The following is a 5,246-nucleotide window of genomic DNA, read 5'->3' on the forward strand; positions in this document are numbered from 1 at the left end:
CAACCCGACTACACTTAAAGAAAGCAGCATCTGCTGAACCGCCAAAACAACACCTACAGATAAGCCACTTGCGTTCATAACATACTCTAGCACGCGGCTGATCCCACGTGCGGCTAAGACGAATACCAACCCGTTTGAGAAGATTAGAGCTCCTCCTGCCAATGTAAGTATAAATGCTGCGTAAGGTCTCTGCTCGCTAGACATTAGATGTAGTTAAATTTGGAGGGTTATTTTAAGCTGCTCTTCGCTTTCTTCTGCTTTACCAAGAGCTTATTCATACCTTTTATGAGCGCCTGTACGCTAGCTACGACGATGTCGTCGCCCACCCCTCTTGCAGAGGATATGTTACCCTCGTTGTCTCCTACTTTAACTATTACCTCAGCCATAGCGTCTGAGCCGCCGCTTAAAGCCTCCAGCCTATACTCCTTTAGCGATATCTTTGCAACCTTCTCAGTCACACTTTGGATAGCCTTCACAGCGGCATCTACAGGGCCGACACCAGTTGCCGAAGCGACATACACCCCCCCATCGAGAGTAAGCTTAACCGAAGCAGTGGGAACAACGTTAATACCAGTCATAACCGCTAGGTCGTTAAGCTGCAGAACCTTCTCCTCTTCTTCAGAGAGTTTAAGTACGGAGCGCGCGATCTCCTCTATGTCTGAGTCGGTCAACGTCTTACCTTTATCAGCGATTTCCTTCACCATGTTAACTATTTGGGCGAGCTGCTCATCTGTAGGAGAGAAACCCATCTCCTGAAGCTGTGCTCTTATGCCGTGACTGCCAGCATGCTTCCCTGCTTGAAGCCACCTCTTTCTACCTACGACTTCTGGGTCAAGGGGTTCGTAGGTGAAGGGTAGAGCGAGCACACCGTGCGTATGTATGCCAGATTCGTGCCCAAACGCGTTATCACCGACGATTGCTTTATTCGGCTGCACTAAAACGCCTGTGAGTCTTGATACTAGTCTGCTTGTCTCATATATGGCTCTGGTGTTGATCCTCGTCTTTATCCCATAAAGGTTGTGCAGCGCCATGACTACCTCTTCTAATGAAGCGTTACCCGCCCTCTCACCCAAACCATTAACTGTAACGTGAACCTCCGAAGCCCCGGCTTCAACAGCCGCAAGAGAGTTTGCGACAGCCAACCCAAAGTCGTTGTGGCAGTGCACAGCAATGGGTACATTCACCACGCTCTTCACTTCTCTCACTATCTGTGCCATCCTAGCTGGTGTTGAAACGCCAACGGTATCTGGTATATCCACTCTATCTGCACCAGCCTTAACAACCTCTTTATAGAACTCCTTCAGAGCCTGCAGGTCTGTTCTGGTTGCGTCTTCAGCCGAAAACTCTACAATAACTCCGTGCTTCTTAGCGTATTCCACACCCCAGATCGCCTTCTCCAGCGCTTGCTGCCTGCTCATCTTCAGCTTATATGTGAGGTGTATGTCTGAGGTCGCTATGAATAGGTGTATGCAGGAGACGCCAGCATCCAATGCGGCATCTATATCCGCCTTCTCCATACGGGCGAGTCCACAGACTTCAGCGTTCAATCCAGCTTTAGCAATAAGCTTCACAGCCTCAGCCTCACCTTTAGATGCGATGGGAAAACCTGCTTCGATGGTGTCCACACAGAGCTTATCTAACTGCTTCGCTATCTCCAGCTTCTCTTCAGGTGTTAACGTTACTCCAGGTGTCTGCTCACCATCGCGAAGTGTTGTGTCAAAGATTCTTATGCACCTATCTGCCAACCTAGAACCCTCCTTCTTAGCCTCTAGGGATCGCTGTCACACCTGTACGGGAGATATCGCGTATCCCGAAGGATGTGACGATCTTTATGAAAGCATCTATCTTATCTGAGTCACCTGTGACCTCAATAGTTAAGGTACCATCCCCCACATCAACCACCTTCCCTCTAAAGATCTGCACATAGTTCATCAGATCAGCCCTAGCCCTCTGATCCGGAGCGTTAACCTTGATTAAAGCCAGCTCACGCACAACAGAACTCTTAGGCTCAAGTCTGACTATCTTTATCACATCAATAAGCTTAGCCAGCTGCTTAACGAGCTGCTCAACCGTATCTTCGTTACCATTCACCACTATAGTCATCTTAGATAACCCAGGCTGCTCTATCGGACCAACAGTTATGCTCTCAATATTAAAACCTCGGCGCCTAAACATATTCGAAGCCCTGAAGAGTACCCCAGGCTTGTTTTCAACGATCGTTGAAATAATGTAGCTTTCACTCATTCTACAACTCCTCCGGACCGTACAGTATATCCTTCAACCCAGAGCCGGGGGGTACGAAGGGGTAGACATCTTCCTCAGGGTTTACTGGGACATCGATAACGGTTACAACTTCGCTTAGTAGAGCGTGGTTAAACGCCTTCTCGAAATCTTCGATGGTAGTCGCCCTTATACCAACCGCACCATACGCTTCGGCAAGCCTTACGAAGTCTGGTGTGCTACCGAATCTTACTGAAGAGTATCTTCGATTGTAGAAGATCCTCTGCCACTGCTCAACCATGCCAAGAGACCTATTATCTAAAATCACAACTACAACTGGTATCCCCTCCTCAACACAGACGGCAAGCGAGTTCTCAGTCATACAGAAGCTACCATCCCCCGCGAGATCCACAACAGGCACACTGGGCTTTGCAACCTTAGCGCCTATCGAGGCTGGGAAGCCGAAGCCCATTGTGCCCAATCCGGTTGACGTTATCCAAGTCCTCGGTTTTATGACCTTATAGTGTATTTCTGCAAACATCTGATGCTTCCCAACTTCTGTAGTAAGTATACCTTCAGGTGGCAGCAGTTCTCTGATCTTCTTTATGACCTGCACGCTCAAGAGGTTGTTTGAGCTGTCTAGCTTAGCGTTTCTTCTGACCTCCTCCCTTACCTCTTGAATGCGTTTCATCCAAGGAGAGTCTTCCCTCTGCTGCGCTATCCTAGCCCTGAGCCTCTCGTAAATCTGCTCTAATGTAACCTTTGCGTCGCCAACAATAGGTAGATGAACCTTCTTGTTCTTGCCAATTTCAGAGGGATCGATATCTACATGTATGATCTTTGCGTCTGGGCAGAATTCGTCGAATCTACCTGTAGATCTATCTGAGAAGCGCACCCCCACAGCCAGCAGACAATCAGCCTCAAGTACAATCCTGTTCGCTTCGGCAGTACCATGCATGCCTATTGGACCGAGCGAAAGAGGATGGTTCTCAGGGAAAGCACCCTTACCTATTAACGTAGTGACAACAGGCGCCATCAGCAGCTCAGCGATCTTCCTAAACGGCTCGTGAGCGTTTGAAAGGTTCACCCCACCCCCTCCCCAGAGTACTGGTCTCTCAGCGGATAGGAGAAGGTCCACTGCCTTCTCTACTTGAAGAGGGTGAGGGGTTACCACGGGCTTATACCCTCTTATAGTAACCCTCTCCGGGAATTCCATCTCCGCCTTCTCCTGCTGAACATCCTTCGGAATATCCACGAGCACTGGTCCTGGTCTGCCAGTTGAGGCTATGTAGAATGCTTTCTTGATATCCGATGGTATATCCTCAGCCTTCATCGGCTGAAAGGTATATTTTGTGATGGCTGTCGTTATACCTATTATATCAACCTCTTGAAAAGCGTCTCTTCCTATCATGGCTCTAGGGACTTGACCTGTTATGGCGACTATCGGCGAGGAATCCATATATGCTGTTGCGATGCCTGTAACTAAGTTAGTCGCACCAGGACCAGACGTCGCCATACATACACCAACCCTACCGCTCGCCCTGGCATAACCATCTGCCATATGGGCTGCCGACTGCTCATGCCTACAGAGGATTGATCTTATGCCGCTATCATACAGTTCATCGTAGATAGGTAGGTTCGCACCACCGGGTATGCCGAAGATGACCGAAACGTCCTCACGTTTAAGAGCCTCTACAACCGCTTCCGCCCCAGTCATTTCAACCATAATTCACACACTCCACCTGCATACCGAACCCACACCTCGAGGATAGAGATGCGGGCTTTAAGATACGAGCAACAACACGAGCTGCACCGCTACCAAACCACTCAATACAATTGGTTTCGGTGTCGGCAGCTCGCTCATCAAGCCCAGCACATATGCTTTAGAAGCATCGGTTAATAAACCTTCTCAAATGTTAATCTACTATAGCTTACAGCGCAAGTATCGCTTCAGACTCTCTTAGGACTCTACTTACAGGGTCTATCTCAAGACCTAAGCCCTCTAAGGCGTGTAGACCTAAAACTTCGCTATCTTTTTCTTCGGCAAAAACGACGATGGTTGTCGCTCTTCTACCTAAGCACTCAACAACCGCCTCACCGATCTCACGCTCAAGAATACGGTTGTCTACGCTTCTAAACCCTCTTCTGCCCATACTCTTTACTCCTATCTTTGCAAGCCTTTCACGCTTTATCCAACTATAGGTTGAACCAGTATCGACTAAAAGCTCGAGTTCCTCCTTCAGGGACTCATCCTTCGGGTTGTAGAGCTTAATGCTAGCTACCGTATAACCCATATTCTAGAGAAAGCCGCTAAACAATATTTTAAGCTTGCTGATAAAGATGGTGTCTTCAGATTGGAAGCAAACATAAAGCAATTAATATAGGATGCTACTTGCAGAGAGGCTTAGGTGTGCAGTCTGTTGAGAAGTGACACGATCAAAACGGGTGCTGATAGAGCGCCCCATAGGAGCCTCTTAAGAGCGGTTGGTGTGAAGGATGAGGATATGCGGAAGCCCTTTATAGGTATAGCGAACTCTTACACCGACATAGTGCCGGGCCATATACACTTAAAGGGTTTGGCTGAAGTCGTTAAGCAAGCAGTTAGAGAAGCTGGTGGGGTGCCTTTTGAATTCAACACAATAGCGGTGGATGATGGCATAGCCATGGGGCATCTGGGTATGCGGTACTCCCTACCGTCGCGTGAACTTATAGCGGATTCTGTGGAGACGATGGTTCAAGCACACTGCTTCGATGCACTAGTCTGCTTAGCGAGTTGCGATAAGATCGTGCCAGGTTTGCTATTGGCCTCGGTTAGACTCAATATCCCTACGATCTTTCTGAGTGGCGGACCTATGCCAGCGGGTAGATTAAAAGATGGAAGGGCAATAGACTTTTCAACCGTTTATGAATCAGTTGGAGCATACCATCAAGGTCTTATCTCACTCGAAGAGCTGGAAGCAATCGAGGAGGCAGCCTGCCCAAGCTGCGGCTCTTGTGCCGGTCTCTTCACAGCAAACTCGATGAAC

General features: G+C 48.6%; 6 protein-coding genes. 1 reads left to right on the forward strand and 5 read right to left on the reverse strand.

The features are described from left to right. The 5 genes from HA494_07160 to HA494_07180 all read right to left on the reverse strand — a co-directional run. Window positions 1-204, reverse strand: a 204-nt coding sequence (locus HA494_07160; protein ID NHV97545.1) for a hypothetical protein, incomplete at its 3' end; no start/stop codon positions are given. A gap of 23 nt (window positions 205-227) precedes the next feature. Then, complete coding sequence (locus tag HA494_07165; GenBank protein ID NHV97546.1) at window positions 228-1,745, reverse strand: 2-isopropylmalate synthase; 1,518 nt, start codon at window positions 1,743-1,745, stop codon at window positions 228-230. 16 nt (window positions 1,746-1,761) lie between these two features. Further along, complete coding sequence (ilvN, locus tag HA494_07170) at window positions 1,762-2,244, reverse strand: acetolactate synthase small subunit (protein NHV97547.1); 483 nt, start codon at window positions 2,242-2,244, stop codon at window positions 1,762-1,764. A 1-nt stretch (window position 2,245) separates the two neighbouring features. Beyond that, window positions 2,246-3,946 (reverse strand): biosynthetic-type acetolactate synthase large subunit, encoded by a 1,701-nt coding sequence (gene ilvB, locus HA494_07175; GenBank protein NHV97548.1) that lies wholly within the window; start codon window positions 3,944-3,946, stop codon window positions 2,246-2,248. Between the two features lie 205 nt (window positions 3,947-4,151). Continuing rightward, window positions 4,152-4,514, reverse strand: coding sequence for a hypothetical protein (locus tag HA494_07180; GenBank protein ID NHV97549.1), 363 nt, complete (start codon window positions 4,512-4,514; stop codon window positions 4,152-4,154). 210 nt (window positions 4,515-4,724) lie between these two features. On the opposite strand from HA494_07180, the gene HA494_07185 reads away from it, so the two are divergent. Continuing rightward, a partial coding sequence (locus HA494_07185; protein NHV97550.1) for a dihydroxy-acid dehydratase occupies window positions 4,725-5,246 on the forward strand: 522 nt, incomplete at its 3' end.

It is taken from the genome of Nitrososphaerota archaeon (genome assembly GCA_011605775.1).
GTDB lineage: Archaea > Thermoproteota > Nitrososphaeria > Nitrososphaerales > JAAOZN01 > JAAOZN01.